Here is a 19,830-nt window from a genome sequence, read left to right as displayed (position 1 = left end):
AATATGAAGGTGATCATATTTGAAGATGAAAAATTAAATGCAGACCGGCTGATCCAGTTACTGGAAGGGATGGTGCCCGAATTGAAGGTGCTTAAGGTAATTGAATCGGTGGACGAGGGTGCCAGGTGGCTGGCCGCATATGGCGACCAGGCGGATCTAGCATTTATGGACATCCAGCTTTCCGATGGTAATTGTTTTGAACTGTTTCACCAGGCGGAAGTGAGGATGCCGGTGATCTTTACAACGGCCTATGACAAATTTGCCCTGCAGGCGTTTAAAGTACACAGCATCGATTACCTGATGAAACCGATCGATAAAACAGAACTGGAGCGGGCACTGCAGAAATTCAATTATTTCAGACCGCAGACGGAGGAGCGCCCTGCACTGGATCTTTCCCGTATTGCCGAAGCCTTCTACCGGCAGGAAAATACCCGTTTTATAGGCCGCACCAATAACCAGATCGTTTATGTAAAATCGAAGGATATCGCCTGTGTTTGTTATGCCGATGGTATTACAAAGGCCGTTACACATAGCGGCCGGAAGCTGCCACTGGATTACTCATTGGATCAGATGGATAAAATGCTGAACAAAACGATGTTCTTTCGTATCAACCGGAAAATGATCGTATGTATAGATGCCATTATAAAAATCAACAGCTACTATAACAGCCGCCTGATCCTTCAGCTCAATCCAGAGGCGGAAACCGATACTGTGGTAAGCCGTGAACGCGTAGCACTTTTTAAAAGCTGGCTGGAAGGGCGGGAGGCAAGTGTTTAGCCTTCAGCCTTCAGCCTTCAGCGTTCAGCATTCAGCATTCAGCATTCGGCCTTCAGCCTTCAGCTAAACATGTATCTTCTTAGATCAAGACAAATCATCTGACAGCTAATTACTGATAGCTGACCAGCGCATGTATTCTAAAACCCCCGTGAAACCTCCTGCTTCTTTATAAAAAGCCGTACAAGCAACATTCCCGCCAGGAAGCCACCGATATGCGCTGCATAGGCAACCCCGGATTGTTCCCTGCCGCCGATCATATTGACCTGGCTTACGATCTGCATGACGATCCAAATACCCAATGTAATGATCGCGGGCACGCGGAACGTGAAAAGCAGTACCCAGATGCGTATCCGGTTTCGGGGAAATAAAACAAGGTAAGCACCCAGCACACCGGAAATAGCGCCGGACGCGCCAAGGCTGGGTACCAGCAGGCCATCGCCCAATACCGCCGACATCAGCACATGGGCAAGGGAGGCCAGCACACCACATAAAAGGTAAAAGACCAGGTACCTGAAATGCCCTAACGCGTTTTCAATATTGTCGCCAAAGATCGCCAGGTACAGCATGTTGCCAAAAATATGTGCAATGCTTCCATGCATGAACATGGAAGTAAAGATGGTGGTATAAACAGGAGCAGGGCTGGGGCCGAGGCCGTTGGTACCCACAATATCCGCTCCGGTAAGCAGCTCCCCCGGCACGGCGGCGTAGCTCAGTAAAAAATCAATATTGGTCCCGAACCGCTGATAATACACAAAAACAAAAATATTAAGGGCAATGAGCAGGTAATTTACATAGGGTGTAAGGGTGCGCCCGGTATTGTCATCCCCGATTGGCATCATAACGGATAAAGTTTAAAATTAACCAATGATTTTTATAAGGAATATGCGATGATGATGCAAAGTAGGATAATTAAACCTAAAATCAAAAAGGGCTTATACCGGTTAAAACGCATCATCCGCCGGATGGCTTTTTCCTTTTTTTCAATAAGATCCCGGCTCCCGGCAGGTGCGCTGATCTGTTTCAGCTGTTCCAGGATCCGCAGCTGATCCTCCGGGTATAATAAAAAAATACTGTCGGTCATCCACCGGATCACTTCTGTATTGACCGGTTCTTCGTTAAATTGATTCAGGATATCGATCCTGGAACCCGTGATGAGTGCTTCCAGGGTATGATACAGCCCTTTTTTATCCACCCGGTATGCATCATAATGGATCAGTTGCTGATGGGCATGCAGCAGCGCCTGCAATACCTGGGGCGGAGTGGAAACGGCCGGTTCCATACGGTTGCCCATGGTTTGGCTGAGCCAGCGCTCCTGCAGGTATTGCGCTTTCAGGTCGGCCCGGGTAAGCGTGTCATAGGCTTCCTTAACCAGGTTGAACTGCGCGGCTGCGTAAGCGTTGGATGGATTTTTATCGGGATGATACAGATGGGCCAGCTTCCGGTACGCCATTTTTATTTCGCCGGCAGTGGCGGAAGGCGGAAGTCCCAGTATCTGATAATAATCCTTCAAATAAAACGGTTTACCGGCAAATTTACGGCAGGGGAAGGAATCGGGGGGGCTGTTTGGCGCCGGTTTTTTATTGAATATCCGGCTTCCAAACTCCGGGAACCTTGCTCTTTTCAAAATGTTAAGGATTTTTGCTTAAATTTTTCATAACTATTGTTCGTATTCCGGGTATTTGACAACTTCAACACTAAATTACCGTCTATAAAATAAGAGAAAGCAACAGCACGAAATGCCTGCCGCCTCGGGTAACAATTTTAACTCAAAACAAAATATTTTTTAAACATGAAACGACTTATTACCACATGGAGCTTTGGTTTATTCCTGGTGCTGGCTTTGTCTGTTTCTCAGAAGGTTTCGGCTCAGCCAAGAGTTGGGGTAAGCATTAATTTCCAGACCTTCTATGATGAGCTGAGCCCTTACGGGGAATGGATCGATTATCCGGATTACGGGTATACCTGGCGCCCCAGGGTAGGGTCAGATTTCCGTCCCTATTCTACAAATGGTAGCTGGGTGTATGCGGATAATGACGACTGGATGTGGGCTTCGGATTATGATTGGGGATGGGCTCCGTTCCACTATGGCCGCTGGTTTTACGATCCGATGTACGGATGGCTCTGGGTTCCGGGTTACGAATGGTCACCTGGATGGGTAGCCTGGAGAGGCGGCGGCGATTATTACGGGTGGGCCCCGCTACGTCCCGGCATCAGTATCAATATCGGGTTTGGCAGTTACAACCCGCCTTACGACTACTGGACATTTGCTCCCTGCCGGTATATGGGCTCCCGTTATATTAACCGATACTATTATCCATACCGGAATAATGTTACAATTATTAACAACACGACCATTATCAATAACTATGGAGGCCGGAACTCCCGCGGAAGGGGATATTATACAAATGGCCCCCGTCGCACGGATGTAGAACGGTATGCCGGCCGGATCCAATCGGTGCGTGTACGGGATGCCAACCGTCCCGGACGTACTTCAATCGGTCGGAATGAGGTTTCTGTTTACCGTCCTTCGGTTCAAAGAGGCAATGATAATTCCCGGTATGCTCCCAGAAGTGTACAGGAATATGACCGGAATGCTGCGCGGGCAGAACGTGGCAACAGCAACCGGGGTAACGTGGAAGCCGGAAGAAGAAGCGAAGTCACAAGAGGCCGTTATGAGAATAACAACAATGGTATCGACAGAAGAGATGATCGGAATAATGCAGGCAGAAGCCGCGGCAACCGGGAAGTTACAGACGGGCGTACACAAGATGGCCGGGCTGTGGAAAATAACACGGGGGGAAGGCAAAACGACGCCATCCGGCAGCGCCGGGGAACGATCGAAAATGCACGGGGTAATGATGCTGTAAGCCAGCAGCGGGATCAACAGATGCGTCAGCAACGCGATCAGCAGATGGAAGCCCGCCGCAATCAGGAGAATACGCAACGTATGGAACAGGCGCGTCAGCAACGCAATCAGCAGATGGAGGCCCGCCGCAACCAGGAGAATACGCAACGTATGGAGCAGGCCCGCCAGCAACGCGATCAGCAGATGGAGGCCCGTCGCAACCAGGAGAATACGCAACGTATGGAGCAGGCCCGCCAGCAGCGCGACCAGCAGATGGAGGCCCGCCGCAACCAGGAGAATACGCAACGTATGGAGCAGGCCCGTCAGCAGCGCGATCAGCAGATGGAAGCCCGCCGCAGCCAGGAAAATGCCCAACGGCAGGAAGCCGTTCGTAGCCGCGAGATGCAGGTACAAAGAAGCGCGCCGCAAAGAAGTGAGGGCGGCGGTTTTTCCAGAGGGGGTGGTTCCCGTGGAAATGATGGTGGAGGCAGAGGCCGTTCAGAGAACGGAAGAAGATAGTTAAGATGGGTAAGGTTTAGTTTTTCATAATTTAAAGTGTATGAAATCGGCCCCGTTTCCGGGGCCGATTTTTTTATAAGGAATGGTTGAAAAAGCTGCCGGCTACGATCCTGCCTCCGGTGTTAGAACCGCAGACCCAGGGATATTCCTGCACGCACGCCACCCCAGCGTCCGTTTAACTTCAGGTTGGCAAAACGGCTATCCACAGTTGCCGATGAGCGAACATGGGCTATTTGAATGTCTTCCAATGCCCCGCGCAGTTCTTCCTGTTCACTTTCCGTTAATGGCCGGTCGGGTATGCCGGTAAAGTTGCCCTGGCCTGCACCCACATGAGGACCCAGCAACCAAAGATCGAGACAGAGGGCTTTTCCCAATGATTTTTGTAAACCCAGTAGCAGGCCGCCTGTATTGCTTACCAGTTTTCCGGACAGCAGCACCGTGCCATCCGTGCCACCATAATCTGCATAGCGCACTGTAAGATCGTTCGATGTATATTGAGCATACCGGTAAAACAGCGCAATATACCATCCCTGTCCGTATCCTTTTTTTCCGGGATAAAACCGGAGTTCAGGGGTAATGGCCCAATTGCTTACATGTATTTTTTCAATAAGATCCTTTGTGACCTCGGTTTCATCAATATTGGATAATATAAGGCGTTTGAAGGGGATGGTGCTCTCCGGCATCATCCTGCCCGAAAGGGCTACAGAAAAGCGTTTCCCGAGGATGCGTTCGTATTGCAACGAAAAGTTCTTAAGCGGAATGGACGTCAGATTTGTCTTAATGCTGTTGAACCGGCGGCGGGTTGCTGTATCCTGCTGTGCCATGGCATGCAATGATGATGCAGCAAAGAACAGCACAAACAGCAGTGGTTTGGGATTCATGGTTCCGATGGATTAAGCAGGCGGTTACCGGCCGCCATACACCTGCTGTTTAAAAAATAATGCGTCATCTGTTAAATATGGACGAGCCGTTACAAATATACCCTTTCTTTTCAGAAAGGGTATATGCCCAAATGTGGGTATTTTTTGCACTGTAAAAAAGCGTATTATTCCATGTTTTCTTCATGATGGATAAGCTTTCCATCCAGCGTCATGCCCTGGATCACTACCCGGAAGGCATCACTGACATCGTTGTTATAAAATGAAATCAGGACCTGGTTCTTTTTGGGATCTACCACCACGTTGGGATTCCAGTAAATGGTAGTGCGTACGTCTTTATCCGCTTCCGGCGAAACGAACTGACTGTAATATTTGGGGGTATAAAATTCCTTGATGGCGGTGTATCCCTCAATACGGCTTGCAGACAGACCTTTTCCCGGCTCCGGTTTTACATCGTCTCCTCTTCTTGTATAAATGGCAATGGCGCCGTTGGCCCCGTTGGTACCGCCCATAAACGGCGGGCGGAAGGCCTTGATGTAGGCAATATCATTTACATTGATAGAAGAGGCAAAGCTTACATCTGCCGGCATTTCGTCAATATAGATCTGGGGAGCACCACCTCTCCAGTTTAAAGAGGCATTGGAGCCGCTTCCGCTGATCTGCAGTCCGGCCACTTTCCCCTGAAGATAGGTGAACACATCCATGGCGCTTTTGGCAAAGGGATCATTCAATACATCCATCTGGATGGAGTTCATATCGCCTTTGAATAAGCCGGAAGAATATTTCTCATCCAGGACCTGCACCGGTGTCTTCGTTTTGGCGGCAACCGTAACGGCCTCCAGTTCCTTGTATTTATTTTTTTCGGCAATGGCGTTGGCGGCGGCGGCCAGTTTCAGGTGATAGGCACTGCCTGCCGTATCTGCTTTGAACGGAACCATCCAGGCATTACCCGGATCCGGAACGCGCAGTTTATCCGGCATAAACTGTACCATCGACCCGTCGAGCGTTTTGTCCTGTATTTTATAAGCCACCCGCGCCGTATCAAAGAAAACTGCGGTAGGATCGTTGAAGCGCCCGTCCTTTGTAATAGGCATCATCAGCATCTTTCCTTCTGTATCTTTTTGCTTCATCATTACAATAATGGAAGAGGCCGGGGAGATGGAAGACGGCATAATACCGGCCAGCTTTCCGGAAACTGTAATATAGGCAGAGTCTCTCGGATACCGGATGGCCGGCAATTCACCAGACAGCAGTTTGCTCCAGTTAAAGCGGCGCCATCCGTTGGTAAGCATTACCAGGTCCAGCTTCTGCTGGGTTGTCAGCGAACTGTCTTTAAAATAATAGGCAGGATTATATACCTTTCCTTTGAGTTCCCCCGTCAGCATCAGCCCGGAAAGAATATTTTCAGAACTGTCTACACCAATGGCCAGGTCGGTAACGGCAACCGAAAGTGATGCCGGAGCCGCTTCCGGCAGTGAAATGACCAGCTCATTCCGTCCGCGGTGGCTCAGTCCCCAATGCTCTACTTCCATTGCCGCCGGCCAGGAATAGGCCCGGTTATTATCCACATAGGTAATACGCTCTGCCAGGGGCTTCCAGTTTTTATCAAAAACCGTGATCGTTAAAATACCGTAGGGGAGGCTTTCCAGCGGAATGCTTCCGCTTACAGCGGTAGCTTTAAGGCTCCTGCTGATGCTGAACACCGGGTGCTGGTACATGGTACCAATGATGTGTATACTGTCTGTTCCTGCAGCCACACCGGGTGATGCCTGTACTTCAAAATTCCGTTTACCCTGCGCAAGGGCCACTTTTAAACTAATGCCTTCGGGACGGATTGCCGGAAGCGGGGTGGTATATTCCGTTTTCTTTTCATCCTTCCATTTTGCGGTGTAGGTTGTATTGGCCTTGGGTGTAAGCAGGATATAACCCATACCGTCGTGAATATTCCGCAAACTGTCTACAAATTTCCCGGCGCCGTCCACGATCACACCGGAAAGTTTTACCGGATCGCCAAAGGCATTTACGGCTTTGAAGGCGATTTTATTTGCGAGTCCGGCGATGGCATCCCCGCCCTCGGGGAAGAACGTAAGGGTCGGTTTCAGGTCTGCGCCCGTCTTGCCGGAAGGAGGAGCGTCCGTTACCACCGGGATCTTCTTGGTGTAAAGAAAGGAAGAATCGAAATTCAGCATCCAGCTGGTATAAGCTTTTACGGTGATGGATTTGCCGGTATAGCTGGCCGGCAGTTCAAACTGACCGTTCGTCATGCCATTTACAAGCGGGCCAATGGTGTGCTGTAGGATCTTACCTTTATCATCGATCCAGTCGATATAAAAGGTTTTGCTGGCTTCGGCCGGCACCACTTCGGCCATCAGGTATGCCTTAAACCAGATGGTTTCACCGGGCGAGTAACTACTTTTGTCATAATGGATATAGGCCCGCTCGGGGGTAAATGCGCTGGCAAACCGCTCAATATTGCCCATGATGTCCTGTGCTTTTGCAGACATTCCTGCACCGGGAATAACCAGCGCAAGCAGCAATATTTTTTTATAAAAGGCTGAATACTTTAATCTTATCATCATAGTAAAGGCGAAAATTAACATTTGTGCCGGATTTGCCGGCACTTTATACCCCCAATTTTATGATAATTTTAATGAAGAGCCGGGATGAGCTTGTATTTTTGCGTGAAAACAGGCAGTTTTTCAATTATTTACTTACCTTTGCATCCCGTTTCAAAAACGGAAGCATTACTGAAGAGGTTCAAAAAGGGTGGCGCCCGGGCGTCAACACCTCAAAGGTGTCACAAAAAAATAAAGGTACAATGCCTAAAGTAAAGACGAATTCCAGTGCAAAAAAGCGTTTTAAAGTAACTGCCACTGGTAAGATCACTCACCAAAAAAGTTTCAAACGTCACATTCTGACTAAAAAATCAACCAAGCGTAAACGCGGTATGCGTATTGATGGTGTTGTTGCAAAATCCAACATGAATTTTGTACAGCGCTTATTACGTTTAAAGTAAGCGATTGCTTGATTTTTATTTTATTATTTACAATTAAAATTATTCAGATATGCCACGTTCAGTAAACTCAGCAGCTTCTAAAGCCCGCCGGAAAAAAATATTAAAGCAAGCCAAAGGCTTCTATGGCAAACGTAAAAATGTATTTACCGTTGCCAAAAACGTTGTAGAAAAAGGGATGACCTACATGTATGTGGGTCGTAAATTAAAGAAAAGAGATTACCGTTCTTTATGGATCGCGCGTATCAACGCCGCCGTTCGTGAGGAAGGATTAACGTATTCTGTTTTCATCAACAAACTGAAAGAAAAGCAAATTGATCTGGACCGGAAAGTACTGGCGGATCTGGCTATGAACAACCCCGAGTCGTTCAAGGCCCTGGTTGCTTCTGTTAAGTAGCCGATTTCTCACATAAATTATTTAAAACCGTTCTTTTAAGGAGCGGTTTTTTTATTCAGAAATACGCTAATTTAGCGGGCAATTTAAAAAAACTTAAAAGCTGCCGGCATTCACCGGATTTGTTGGGTAATGAATAATTCATACTTAGGCTTAGTAGACCAGACCTTTAACTTTCCGCAGGAAGGAATTGAAGTGGAAGATGGCTATTTGAAATTTAACGGTATCGACCTCAAAGCACTGATCAAAAAGCACGGCACGCCCCTCAAGGTTAGCTACCTGCCCAAGATAGGGATCAATATCAATAAGGCAAAACAATACTTTGCCGCCGCAATGAAGCGGCATAAGTATGAAGGACAATATTTTTATTGTTACTGCACCAAGAGCTCGCATTTTTCATTTGTAGTAGAAGAAGCGCTGAAGCACAATATTCACCTGGAAACATCTTTTGCGTACGATATCGATATCATTAACCAGTTGTACAAAAGAAGAAAGATCACTAAAGATATCAATATTGTTTGCAACGGCTTTAAGCAAAAAGCCTACACCTCACGCATTGCAAAGCTGATCAACAGCGGCTTTAAAAATGTGATCCCCGTACTGGACAATAAGGAAGAACTGCAGATGTACAAACGGAGTGTGAAGAGCAAGGAGCCGTTTAAGCTGGGTATCCGTATTGCAGCAGAGGAGGAACCTACATTCCCGTTCTACACCTCGCGTTTGGGGATACGGGCAAAAGATGTACTGGAATTTTATGTAGATGAAATTGAAGGAAATGAGGAAAAGTTCCAGCTGAAGATGTTGCATATTTTCCTGAATAAAGGGATCAAGGATGATATCTATTACTGGAGTGAGCTGCGTAAAAGCATCAATCTTTATTGCCAGCTTAAGAAGATCTGTCCCGAGCTGGATTCGATCAATATCGGCGGCGGTTTTCCCATCAAGCACAGCCTGGCGTTTGAATACGATTACCAGTTCATGATCAATGAGATCATCAGCAATATTAAATCGGCCTGCAAAAAGGCAAAGGTGCCCGTGCCCAATATCTATACCGAATTCGGAAGCTTTACGGTAGGAGAGAGCATGGCACATATTTACAGTGTGATCGGCGAAAAAGTGCAGAACGACCGCGAAACCTGGTATATGATCGATTCTTCCTTCATTACCACGCTGCCGGATACCTGGGGCATCGGTGAGAAATTCCTGATGCTGCCCATTAATAAATGGAATAACGAATACCAGCGGGTGGTATTGGGCGGCATCACCTGCGACGGGCATGATTACTATGATTCGGAGGAACATATTAATGAAGTGTTCCTACCCAAAATCAATAATGATAACCGGGTGGGCGGATTGGGTGTTCCGGCTATTGAAGCCACACCCAAGAATGCTGAAAGCGATGCAGAACCATTATATGTGGGCTTTTTTCATACCGGGGCCTACCAGGACCAGATCAGCGGGTACGGCGGTATTAAGCACTGCCTGATTCCTTCGCCCAAACACATCATACTCGAGTATGATAAGAACGGCAAACTGATCGAGTGGGTATATGCCAAGGAGCAAACCTCTCAAAGCATGCTGAAGATCCTGGGGTATTTACGATAAAGACCTTATCGTACTTTTTCATAAGGGATAAGATTGTAAAAGGCCGGCTGGTATACCATTGCTGGTTGGATGTTTGTTAACGCAGGTATCTGAAGCTTGGTTGTGCAGGAGCGATGAATGCTTGGCCCCCTTGCTGTAGTTTCCAAAAGGAGCCACTACGCTCTGTTCCGTTCTCCTAAAAAGATGGCTAAAGCAAAAAGTCCCACTATACTAATGATTATATAAACCCGGGCAAGAATTGTTACCCGATTTCTATAGGCATCTGATTTATTGAGCCACTCTTTCTCCAAAACTGTGATGGAACAACTGTCCTTATATATATATCTGATATAAGTCCATATCTGGAGAACGACAAACACTCCGATGATCAATAATTTATTAAGAACTATTTTACTCTTACTAATAATTGCTATAAGGATATACACCGTAGTTATATTTAGGGTAAAAAGTCCACCCAGAATACCGGAAGATGTTGAATCCGGACTTTTTTCGTTTCTATAACCCGCATAAGCTTTGTATATCAGATAATATAAAAAATCAATAAAAGGCATTTGCGTAATTTATTATTTAACTGGCATCCATCATGGTTGATTTTCCCAGGATGGTTTTTCAAACCAAGCGGAGTACAATTGGGGCATCCAAAAATGTGTTCAATTTAGTATTGAAAATTAATTATACTTTTTGTCATGCTGTCCCGATAGATCGGGATTGTTTCAGCATTTATGTGATGTTGTTCCTTTGGGCACATAAATTGAACCTTCGAATAACATGGCAATTAAAGCAACTTTTGAGTACTCCGCTTTGTACCTATTGCTTGATGGCAAAAAAATGCTGCGAATGCTCCCTTTATTGAGATGGAGTATCCGCAGCATCATTTAAAAGGTTTAATGTGTTACGTAAACGTCATCCTATTTAATAAACATACCTCTTGGGTTGTTTACGCCAGACAGGAAGGTTTCCGCGCCCGTTCCATCCAGGTTGGAACGTTTTATCAAACCATTATTCGTTTCGGCCCAATACAGTTTGTTGTCTTTGTAATCAACCGTTATACCCGAACCGCCCCGGTTGCCGGCTACATTCGCAATTTTTACAATACCGGAACCATCGGCGTTCGCCTGCATAATACCTGTTTTTCTCCGGTCATCGTAGTAGATCTTTTGATTGACCACATCCACAAAAATGCCATATCCGTACGCTCCTTCAATGATCTTGCCTGCACCGGTTCCGTCGGATTTTGCTGCGTACAGATCTTCATTATTCACCTCGTAAAAATAAATGATATTTGTTTTGCTGTTGAAGCCTATAGCCCTCAATGCACCGCCGAATACAGGTATAAAGGATTTCTCAAAACCGCTGCCGTCCAGGTTAGCTCTTGAAACATTGGCTCCGTCTGCTATATACATTTTTCCCTCAGCGAGGTTCAGCGCAACGCCATATGGAGCACTCAGCCCGGAAAGCACCTCTACCGGATTGCTGCCGTCTGCATCCATGCGCCAGATTTTCCCGGCATTGGCGTTTTGGAAATCGCAGTAATAGATTTTTTTATTTACCGAATCATAAGCCATTCCATGTGCCTCCTTACCGGTCATATTCACCACGGTTTCTGCCGCTGAGCCCGGTATCAGCGATATTTTGCGTACGAGTTTGCTGCCGTATTCAATAAAATAAAGTTCCTTATCCGTATCAATGACGGCATTGGGGTCTATAATCACGAGGTCTTTAGAGTAGTTTCCGGTGCCGCCGGGACCAACGGCTTTTAGCTTAACGGTATAGGTTCCCGGTGTGATATATGTTTTTGACGGTTCCTTTTCAGTAGCAGTTGTTCCGTCACCAAAATCCCAGGTGTAGGATTCGGCATTCAGGGATGCATTTTTGAAATGAATGGCTTCGTCAATATTCAACTCCGTATTGCCGATGGTAAAAAAGCTTTTTACCGTGGGGTGTAAATCGTCAAAATTGTATTTCGTTTTTTTACAGCCCGCCATGGCAACGAACGCGAGTAGAAAAACGGGAAGTAGTTTCTTTAATAGGATCATCTTTTTAACGGTTTAAGTTTGTTTGCCTGGTTGCTGATTTTACCCGGGAAGTTATATTGGACATTATTTTAAATCAAAACCTTCTCCCGACGAAAAAAGGGATAAGGAGGCGTTTTTAAAAGTGATTTTGTCTTTGTTAAACACGGTTGGTTTGCGGGGACTTGTAATAACAAGTACCTGGCTTTCGCCTGCTACGGTTACTTTTTTGCCTTTTACAATAATGGCGGTGCTTTCATCAATGCCAATGACCATTTTATCCGGATGGTCTGCAAGCACACTCAAAAGCCGGTTGTACCGGCTGCGTTTAATAAAGTGCTGGTCAACGATGGCGTTGGTAATAAAGCCCATGCCCTGTGCGGTGATTACATTGTTTTTTCTAATTTCCCGGAAGCTGTCCTTGTCGGTTTTATCCCGCTCTTCGCCGGTGATCATGATCTCCGACATTACGGCGGCTCCGGCGCTGGTGCCGGAAATCGTAGCGCCGTTTGCAAACGCCTGATGCATGGCCGTATATAACTTGGTGCCTTTAACCACATCCATGAATTTATTCTGATCGCCGCCAACGATATAGATCAGCCGGGCATTCCGGACAGAATCGATCCAGCGTTGATGATGGTTTGCCTGTTCTTTGGAGAAGTTAAAACTGGCGATGGGATTCTTACAGATCTCCGATAGCTGGCCACTGATATAGGCCACTGATTCTTCCGGAATGCCGGTGGCCATGGGCAGCACAACGATATAATCATTGGCCCTGAAGCCAGCGGTTTTCACCAGGTCCTTCATCAATTGCGGGGAGCGCTCTCCGCCGCCGATAATGAACAGGCTGCCTTTGTTTTGCCCATATGTAAACATGGCCGCAAAAGCAAAGGCTGCAAGGAGCATATTTTTTTTATTAAGATATTGTTTCATCACTTATAAATATGAATGGTTATTTTACCGTTTTCATCCACCGTACCACGGTACATGCCGGAGGTATTGAACTCCATTGCCACTTTTCCCGAGCGGTCTAAGCCGATGATACCGCCATCGCCGCCCATTTTGCCAATTTCCGCGATCACCTGTTTGGCCGCCTCCTGTACCGAAAGCTTTTTTAATTCAATCAGGGACGACATACGGTTTGCTGCCACTTCCCGGATATAGTATTCGCCCCAGCCGGTACAGGAGATGCCTGCGGTGGCATTGCTACAATAAGTGCCGGCGCCAATGATGGGCGAGTCGCCCACACGACCGTACTTTTTATTGGTCATGCCCCCGGTAGAAGTGCCGGCCGCCAGGTTTCCGTTTTTGTCGAGGGCTACCGCACCTACAGTTCCAAACTTTTTATCCTTTTCCGAAATGCCATAGATCCGGCTCTTTCGCGGATCTACATCGTTAAATGCCGCACGGCCTTTTTCCTCTTCTTTTATAGTCCGCTGCAGCTGATCCCAGCGTTCCTGTGTAAAGAAATAGGAGGGAGGAACCGTATCGCATCCGTTTGCTGCAGCAAATTGCTCAGCACCTCTGCCCACCATCATCACATGCTCGGATTTTTCCATGACCGCTCTTGCGGCGTTGATCGGGTTTTTAATAGTGGTTATACCCGCTACGGCACCTGCTTTTAGCGTTTGCCCGTCCATAACGGAAGCATCGAGTTCATTCTTGCCATCATGGGTAAATACGGCTCCTTTCCCTGCATTGAATAGCGGCGAGTCCTCCATCACGTTAATGGCTGCCTGTACCGCATCCATAGAAGGTTTGCCTTCTTTGATGAGCTGGTATCCGTTCTGAAGCGCTTTGGTCAATGCATCCGTATAGGCTTTTTCCTTTTCGGGGGTCATAAACTGTTTCTCAATGGTTCCGGCACCTCCATGAATAACCATAACGTATTTAGTAGCTCCGGTGGTACCGGCCCGGTCTTTACACGAGAGCATGATAACGCTGCTGCCCGCAACCAAACAGATTGTTTTTAAAATATTTTTCATTGCATCTTTTTAGGTTTCTTTGAATCGCATCAGTTGAAATGCCCGGGTCGTTTTTTACAACCTGGTATCTCAAATAATCTCAGGGACGACTTGTCTGAGTCCAGTTGCCGGAAATAACCGACCACCAGAATTTCTCAAGTCCGGAGGTATTATCCGGTTCAAAAGTATTCATATTAAACTTATTGATAGCGGCGGCGGCTGATATAGCCGCCACCTGTATCGCTTTGCCGTCGCGGTTCCAGGTTACCGGTTTGTTCACCTCAAATGTTTCGGGCGTTTTGGCCGCATCTGTTTTCAGGAAAAAGGCCTTGTTGCTACCTACTACGCTGGCTATTCCTGTTTCATCTATACAAACAGCAGTCTTTTCGTCAACAGCAATTCCATAAGGCGTTTTACTCCAGTCTTTCATGATCCGGCCCAGGAAAACAGCCGAGCGGCCCTGGCGGTCGCGCTGGGTAAAATGCTGGTCGGTGATGACATTTTGAAGAAAAGGGGCTTTCAGGAAATCATCCCTGCCGATCGTGATCTTTTCCGCATAAGGATTCATCAGTACTTCCGCAGATTCGATGCCGCCTCTTTCGGCACTGAAGTAATAGTTACCCAGGATTGCCGCTCCGGCACTGGTTCCGCCCACCGGTACTTTTTTTTCAGTTAGTAAATAATTAATGGCGGCCATTACTTTTGTCCCTTTCCAGTAACCCGTATAATCCGATTGATCGCCTCCGGCAATAAACAGCATTTCTGCATTGCGGATGATGGTTGCTACCCCGTCGTCATCGGCGAGCTTGCGCGAATCTATTTTCAGGGTTTCCACGGAGTTCACGTTTCCCAGGCCTTTTACATAAGCGTTATACGCATCTGTGCCGGTGGCCCTGATGATGACTACGTCTCCGCCGCCACTTCGCTCAATCATCCATTGAAAGGCGGCATTCACATCGGTACCGCCACCCATGATCACGATTCCGCTTTTAGTGGTTGTTTGCACATCGGCCACATCGCCTGCAATACCGATGGAAGCAGGGCGGGTTACGGGCGGCGGCGGTTTGGGAGCGCCGGGTCTGAACGGGTTGTTAGGATCTTCTGATTTGCTGCAGCCTGCAAGCAAAACCGTAGCGAAGAATATGGGGTAAAATAGCTTCATTGCTAAACAATGTCGGGATTAATAATTGGGGTTTTGGATCATACCTTTATTAACGGCCATTTCATCTGCAGGAATGGGGAAACAGTACTGGGCAGCCGTTGGATTGAGTTTGATAGCGCCGGATGTATTGATCGCATCCTGCGTGGTACGCTCTACCGGTAGGTTCCTGCGTTTAAGGTCAAAAAACCGATGGCCTTCAAAAGCCAGTTCCTTAAACCGTTCATTGTAGATGGCATTCAGCAGGCTTTGTTTATCTGTAAATGTCTGATCGATATAATTGTAGATCCGGCCTCTTCTCAGGTCGTTCAGGTCTTTGGCTGCGGCGGTGATACCGGCACTGCCATTGGCCTCCAGCTCGGCCTCTGCCCGGATCAAATACATTTCGCCGGTGCGGAACAGCTTCACAGCGGTAAGCCCCTGGTAAGATGGATTGCCGCCCACATATTTGTCCACCAGGTATTGCGATTTACCGGCCGGCCGTGTAGGCGCATACCGGATGTAGCTGCTGAAGCGAACATCATCGCCCCGTTGCGCAGTGGTACCAAACAGGTCGATAAGTTTAAAAGAGGGGGCATATAAAACGATTTCACCTGTTTCCCGGAAGAAAGCGGCGCCGATGCGGGAGTCGCCAATGCCCCTGGCCAGTTTCCAAACGACTTCAGCCTGACTTTCGTCTTTCCAGATTTTGCCAAAGTCATTTTTAGCGGCTAACGGCTCGCTGGCGATCACTTCTGATGCATAGGCGATGGCATCACTCCATTTTTTTTCATATAATGCTACTCTTGCCTGAATGGCAGATATGGCCGTTTTCGTGATACGGCTATTGTCGCTGAAGCCCGAGGGGATCAGGTCTTTAGCTGCTTTCAGGTCGGCGTTGATGTTATCGAAGTTGGATTTTACGGTTTCTCTTGGAGGGTAACCCAATTTTCGCTCTTTCATATAAGGTACACCCAGTCCATCCGGCTCATAGGAAGACGCATAAGCCCTTAACAGCTCAAAATGTGCATAAGCCTTCAATGCCAGCATTTCTCCATGATACTGGTCTAACCGGCTTTGTGATCCGCTTGCGGGAATATTGGGAACGGCCTCCAGCACGCGGTTGGCACGGTCTATGGCCACATAGTATTCGTAAAATGCCGATGTAACCGAACCGGAGGAAGAATTGTACAACCATCTATGTGCAGATGTATTGGACACCGTATTCTCTGTGGGCAGCATCGCTTCATCCGATACAACTGCCACGGCTTCGATCAATGTGGAACTTAAAGGTGCATAGGCGCCCAGTACGCCCAAATTAAGATCGTCTAAATTACGGAAGGCTTTGGTAGGGTCAATATAATCAGAAGGCGGTGTATCCAGCTTGGAACAGGATTGGAATGCAAGTGCGGCCAGTGATAAAAAAACAATGCTTTTCTTTATGTACATAACGCGTAGATTAAAAATTAATATTAATACCAGCCGTATACTTCCGGGCGTTGGGGTATTCAAACCGGCCGTACTGGCGGTTGTTTTCCGGATCCAGTCCGCGCCAGGAGGTCCAGGTGTACAGGTTCTCTCCCTGGATGAAAATGTCGGCCGATTTGAGGATCCTTGTAGCATGTAACAGCGTTGGAGGAATGCTGTAATTCAGCTTTACGTTTCTCAGGCGCATAAAGGAAGCCTCCTGGATATCTTTGGATGTAAAGTTCCTGGGCACATCGATGCGTTGCAGGAGCATTTCATCACCTGGCTTTTTCCAGCGGTCGTACAGCATTCTTTTGCTTTGATTGCTCGTCATGTATCCCTGGTTTTCGATGTAAAAGTCAATATTATTCCAGCGTTGCACACCTGATACAAATGAGAATAAGGCATTCAACGTAATGCTTTTCCAGCGGGCGGAAGTTGTAAGGCCTCCGGTTAATTTGGGATACATGGCTGCGGATAAGGGTACAGACTGTTGCTCTGCATTATATACGTTGGTAACGGAACCATCGCGGTTATAATAAAGTGCATCACCGTTTGCCGGATCTACACCTGCCCACCGGGGTGCGTAATAGGTTCCATATGGAAGTCCAACTTTGATGATTCTTGTATCGCCATCGGGCAACTCATCCGTAACATCACTCACCCGTAAAATTTTGTTTTGATTATAGGCGGCATTGGCGCCAATATTCCAGTTGAAGTCTTTGTGCTGGATCACATCGCCGCTCAAACTGAACTCAACCCCCTTGTTGCGCATTCTTGCAGAGCTCAATGGTGCGGTACCTCCCGATCCTGCTCCGGATGTGGCAGAAAGCGGTTGGTCTATAAACACGTTCCGGGTGATTTTGTTATAGAAATCCGCCACGAGTTTTATGCGTTGGGTGCTGAAAAGCGAGAGGTCGATTCCTGCGTTGAACTCATCCACATATTCCCAGTCAAAATCCGGGTTACCGATATTTGTGGGCCGGATGGCCGGAAGGCCGCCGTAGGTTGTATTTGCTGAATAGGTAGGGAGATAAGCGAAGCTGCTGCCAAAGGGACTGGCTGTTTGACCATAACTGGTCCGTAGCCTTAGAAGCGAAATCAGTTCACTGGATTTCAGGAAGGCCTCTTCCTTCACATCCCAGGCGGCACCAAAGGAGTAGAACCCATGCCAGCGGTTCTTGAGTGGTACCGATGATACCGATGCCCCATCATAGCGGTAGCTGGCAGTAAGAGTGTATTTATTGTTCAGTGTATAACGCCCGATGCCCATATAGGAAAGAATGGCACTGTTTGAGCGGCCGCCACTCAAACCCGGCAGGAACGCAGTACTTACGGTTATGCCTGCAGGTGTTTCCGGCAGCCGGTCATCCAGTCCGTATCCCCGGTAACTAAAAGACCGCGCATTGTTATACAGGTACTCAAAAAATCCGGATATTTCAAAATCATGAATATTGATTCTTTTTTTATAAGTAATACCGGAGGTTGAAACAAGATTGAAGTTCCTTCTGAATCCTTCTCCGAAAGAACCCTTGCCGCCGGATTGTTTGCTTCCGATATAAGACAGCGGGTTGATGAACACCTGGTCTACAGAATTGCGCAGGTCCATACCCGCGCGGGTGCTGATCTTTAGCCCTTTTATGATCTCGTAAGCCATATCCAGACCAAGCACGGTCTTAAACTGTTCTGTTTTATCGGAAGTGCCGTACAATACGTCGATTCCCCGGCTTCCCTCGCGGGTATCCAGGAATCCGATACCGGCATCGGTAGCATAAAATACACCGTCCGGGGTGTATGGGTATTCATAAGGCAGGGCATAATAAACAGATGCCATCGGCGAGCCCACTCCGGTGCCACCTTCATTGTATGTAAAGCGGGATGCAGCATAGCCCAGGTTAACATTGATCCCCGCAGTGAATTTGCCATAGTTAAAATTGGTATTGCTGCGAAGCGAATACCGGTCCAGGCCTGTTTCTTTTACAATGCCCTGCTCTTTCCACAATCCCAAGGCATTATAGGTTCGTATATTTTCATTGCCCCCACTCATATTTACCTGTTGCTCCATAAAGCTGCCATGCTGGAAGAACAGATCTCTCCAATCGGTATTCATTTGCTGCAGACTATCCAATATGCCATTGGCCCTGCGCTGCCAATCTGCCGTATGAGTGGCATAATCCGGATTCAGCGGGGAATAGGTCCATCCGGGACCAATATCCCGCCCGGTTTCCGAACCAACTTCTTCTTCAAATTTCAGACGTTCCTTTGCATCCATCATTTCAAAAGTGGGCTGTGTGAGGGTTGAAAAGCCGTATTGAGCGCTATAACCGATGTTCAGCTTACCCTTTTTCCCTTTTTTGGTGGTGATAATGATCACCCCGTTTGACCCTCTTGAGCCATACTGCGCTTTGGCAGATGCATCCTTCAGCACCGTAAAAGATTCGATATCCTCCGGGTTGATGGTTTGGAAATAACCGCCTTCAATGGGAATACCGTCCATAATATACAAGGGGGCAGTAGAACCGTTGATGGAGCCAATTCCTCTGATAACCACGGCAGCCACCTGGCCCGGCTGGCCGGAGCTTGAAATTATGCTAAGACCCGGTACCCGTCCCTGCAGGGCCTGCTCAACGCTGCTCATGGGTACTTTATTAATATCGGCGGCATTTACCTGAACGGCAGCGCTCGGACTCTTGCTTTTTGAATACTGGGTATAACCGGTTACCACGATCTGCTCCAGGTGATTGATGTTTTGCTGAAGGGTAACGGTGATGTTGTTTTCCTTTCCCACTTTAACGGTTTGAGAAAGATAAGAGACGTGCGAAATATCTAACGTTTCGCCCTCATTGGCCGTAATAGTAAAAGATCCATCAGTAGCCGTTATAACGCCGGATGTACTTCCAATAACACGCACCACTGCACCCACAATCGCGTTACCCTCCTGGTCAACAACCTTTCCGGTTATTGTGTTGAAAAAGGCATTCCTTTTATGAATGTCTGCTTTCAGGTCTGGCAGGTGTTTATATGATTCCACCGCCTTTGCCTGGAAAGCAAGAAGCAAAAAGAATAAGAAGATGGTGCTGGTTTTTTGTGTGCTCGTTGAAAAAGCCCGATACTGCCCGTTCCTTTTCCCGTAAACAATTAATCCCATATTCAAATAATTATTAGTTTTCGCTCGGAAAATAGTGTATTATTTTAAGAATCAAAAAAATAACCCATTT

The 19,830-nt window shown here is 47.4% G+C and carries 15 protein-coding genes; 5 read left to right on the top strand and 10 right to left on the bottom strand.

What is annotated here, in order from left to right; genetic code table 11:
* Positions 1-3: 3 nt before the first annotated feature.
* Entirely contained in the window at positions 4-777 is a 774-nt protein-coding gene (locus LQ567_RS06250; RefSeq protein ID WP_231003275.1) for a LytR/AlgR family response regulator transcription factor, read from the top strand.
* A 137-nt stretch (positions 778-914) separates the two neighbouring features.
* Here LQ567_RS06250 and LQ567_RS06245 read toward each other — a convergent pair whose 3' ends face one another.
* Positions 915-1,616: a rhomboid family intramembrane serine protease gene (locus tag LQ567_RS06245; RefSeq protein ID WP_231003273.1), complete on the bottom strand. Its 702-nt coding sequence runs from the start codon at positions 1,614-1,616 to the stop codon at positions 915-917.
* A 32-nt stretch (positions 1,617-1,648) separates the two neighbouring features.
* Positions 1,649-2,287: a J domain-containing protein gene (locus LQ567_RS06240; RefSeq protein WP_231003271.1), complete on the bottom strand. Its 639-nt coding sequence runs from the start codon at positions 2,285-2,287 to the stop codon at positions 1,649-1,651.
* A 279-nt stretch (positions 2,288-2,566) separates the two neighbouring features.
* On the opposite strand from LQ567_RS06240, the gene LQ567_RS06235 reads away from it, so the two are divergent.
* Positions 2,567-4,141: a DUF6600 domain-containing protein gene (locus tag LQ567_RS06235; protein ID WP_231003269.1), complete on the top strand. Its 1,575-nt coding sequence runs from the start codon at positions 2,567-2,569 to the stop codon at positions 4,139-4,141.
* A gap of 122 nt (positions 4,142-4,263) precedes the next feature.
* On the opposite strand, the gene LQ567_RS06230 is transcribed toward LQ567_RS06235, so the two are convergent.
* Both LQ567_RS06230 and LQ567_RS06225 read right to left on the bottom strand, forming a co-directional pair.
* Positions 4,264-5,022, bottom strand: coding sequence for a DUF3575 domain-containing protein (locus LQ567_RS06230; RefSeq protein WP_231003267.1), 759 nt, complete (start codon positions 5,020-5,022; stop codon positions 4,264-4,266).
* 164 nt (positions 5,023-5,186) lie between these two features.
* A complete protein-coding gene (locus tag LQ567_RS06225; RefSeq protein WP_231003266.1) occupies positions 5,187-7,598 on the bottom strand; it encodes a hypothetical protein in 2,412 nt (803 codons plus the stop codon).
* 59 nt (positions 7,599-7,657) lie between these two features.
* Between LQ567_RS06225 and rpmI the strand changes: the two genes are divergently transcribed.
* From rpmI to LQ567_RS06210, 3 genes are all read left to right on the top strand, one after another.
* Complete coding sequence (gene rpmI, locus LQ567_RS26355; protein WP_449585229.1) at positions 7,658-8,035, top strand: 50S ribosomal protein L35; 378 nt, start codon at positions 7,658-7,660, stop codon at positions 8,033-8,035.
* 49 nt (positions 8,036-8,084) lie between these two features.
* Positions 8,085-8,429, top strand: coding sequence for a 50S ribosomal protein L20 (gene rplT, locus LQ567_RS06215; protein WP_231003264.1), 345 nt, complete (start codon positions 8,085-8,087; stop codon positions 8,427-8,429).
* Positions 8,430-8,558: 129 nt separating this feature from the next.
* On the top strand, positions 8,559-10,031 hold the full coding sequence (locus LQ567_RS06210; protein ID WP_231003262.1) for a type III PLP-dependent enzyme domain-containing protein: 1,473 nt from the start codon (positions 8,559-8,561) through the stop codon (positions 10,029-10,031).
* A 908-nt stretch (positions 10,032-10,939) separates the two neighbouring features.
* Here LQ567_RS06210 and LQ567_RS06205 read toward each other — a convergent pair.
* The 6 genes from LQ567_RS06205 to LQ567_RS06175 all read right to left on the bottom strand — a co-directional run bounded on the left by LQ567_RS06205 (position 10,940) and on the right by LQ567_RS06175 (position 19,760).
* Positions 10,940-12,067, bottom strand: coding sequence for a PKD domain-containing protein (locus LQ567_RS06205; protein ID WP_317206832.1), 1,128 nt, complete (start codon positions 12,065-12,067; stop codon positions 10,940-10,942).
* A 63-nt stretch (positions 12,068-12,130) separates the two neighbouring features.
* The gene (locus LQ567_RS06195) at positions 12,131-12,976 is read right to left on the bottom strand and encodes a cyanophycinase (RefSeq protein ID WP_231003260.1); all 846 of its coding nucleotides are present in this window, start codon (positions 12,974-12,976) and stop codon (positions 12,131-12,133) included.
* Positions 12,976-14,028: an isoaspartyl peptidase/L-asparaginase family protein gene (locus LQ567_RS06190; RefSeq protein WP_231003258.1), complete on the bottom strand. Its 1,053-nt coding sequence runs from the start codon at positions 14,026-14,028 to the stop codon at positions 12,976-12,978. Before LQ567_RS06190 ends, LQ567_RS06195 begins: the two co-directional genes overlap by 1 nt.
* Positions 14,029-14,107: 79 nt before the next feature.
* The gene (locus LQ567_RS06185; protein ID WP_231003256.1) at positions 14,108-15,169 is read right to left on the bottom strand and encodes a cyanophycinase; all 1,062 of its coding nucleotides are present in this window, start codon (positions 15,167-15,169) and stop codon (positions 14,108-14,110) included.
* A gap of 18 nt (positions 15,170-15,187) precedes the next feature.
* Positions 15,188-16,594, bottom strand: a complete 1,407-nt coding sequence (locus tag LQ567_RS06180; protein WP_231003253.1) for a RagB/SusD family nutrient uptake outer membrane protein — start codon at positions 16,592-16,594, stop codon at positions 15,188-15,190.
* A 10-nt stretch (positions 16,595-16,604) separates the two neighbouring features.
* Positions 16,605-19,760 (bottom strand): SusC/RagA family TonB-linked outer membrane protein, encoded by a 3,156-nt coding sequence (locus LQ567_RS06175; RefSeq protein ID WP_231003251.1) that lies wholly within the window; start codon positions 19,758-19,760, stop codon positions 16,605-16,607.
* Positions 19,761-19,830: the final 70 nt, after the last annotated feature.

The organism is Niabella pedocola (assembly GCF_021044425.1).
GTDB classification, from domain to species: Bacteria; Bacteroidota; Bacteroidia; order Chitinophagales; family Chitinophagaceae; genus Niabella; species Niabella pedocola.
This window is presented reverse-complemented; position numbering and strand designations above follow the sequence as displayed.